Here is a 1105-nt window from a genome sequence, read left to right as displayed (position 1 = left end):
GGCAGACGAACGGTCTGCCACAACTAATTACGTATCTCGCCTTTACCTCCCGAATTCCCAACTATCCTTAAGCGCAGGCCATCCAAAACAGGGGAGAGCCGGTACACCGGCGCGCGGATCATCGGGAGTAGCTTTCGCAGTCGTCAGCTGTGAAAGAGTTCTGGGGGGTAAACAGCGACCGCCTGTTCAATTGCTGCCAGCATCGACTGAGTGATCCGGCGTCGGCTCCACGTATCGAGCGAGGTGACGTCATGAGTATCTTTAGCCACTTCCAACAACGTTTCGAGTCCACACGCCAGGAAGAACTCTCGCTGCAAGAGTATCTCGAACTGTGCAAGAAGGACCGTAGCGCCTACGTTTCCGCTGCCGAGCGTCTGCTCCTGGCCATCGGTGAACCGGAGCTGCTCGACACCTCGACCAACTCGAGACTGTCGCGAATCTTCTCCAACAAGGTGATCCGCCGCTATCCGGCCTTTGAAGACTTCCACGGGATGGAAGAATGCATCGACCAGATCGTGTCGTATTTCCGCCATGCCGCCCAAGGCCTGGAAGAGAAGAAACAAATCCTCTACCTGCTCGGTCCCGTTGGTGGCGGTAAATCGTCCCTGGCCGAGAAGCTCAAGCAACTGATGGAAAAAGTGCCCTTCTACGCCATCAAGGGCTCACCGGTTTTCGAATCGCCGCTGGGGCTGTTCAACTCCACTGAAGATGGGGCAATCCTCGAAGAGGACTTCGGGATTCCACGGCGCTACCTCAACACCATCATGTCGCCATGGGCGACAAAACGCCTGGCAGAGTTTGGCGGCGACATAAGCCAGTTCCGCGTGGTGAAACTCTATCCATCGATCCTTAACCAGATCGCCGTCGCCAAAACCGAACCGGGCGACGAAAACAACCAGGACATCTCCGCACTGGTGGGCAAGGTTGATATTCGCAAACTGGAAGAATTCCCGCAGAACGATGCCGACGCCTACAGCTACTCGGGTGCGCTGTGCCGGGCCAACCAGGGCCTGATGGAATTCGTCGAAATGTTCAAGGCGCCGATCAAGGTGCTGCACCCATTGCTGACCGCCACTCAGGAAGGCAACTACAACAGTACCGAAGG

Annotated in this window: 1 pseudogene; it reads left to right on the top strand. The window is 56.5% G+C overall.

Annotated features, from left to right (window positions below):
• Window positions 1-251: 251 nt before the first annotated feature.
• A pseudogene (locus D8V06_RS14845) lies at window positions 252-1105 on the top strand (PrkA family serine protein kinase); the annotation flags it as partial.

Origin of the sequence: Pseudomonas sp. Sample_24 (assembly GCF_004307605.1) — a bacterium.
Lineage (GTDB): Bacteria > Pseudomonadota > Gammaproteobacteria > Pseudomonadales > Pseudomonadaceae > Aquipseudomonas.
This window is presented reverse-complemented; position numbering and strand designations above follow the sequence as displayed.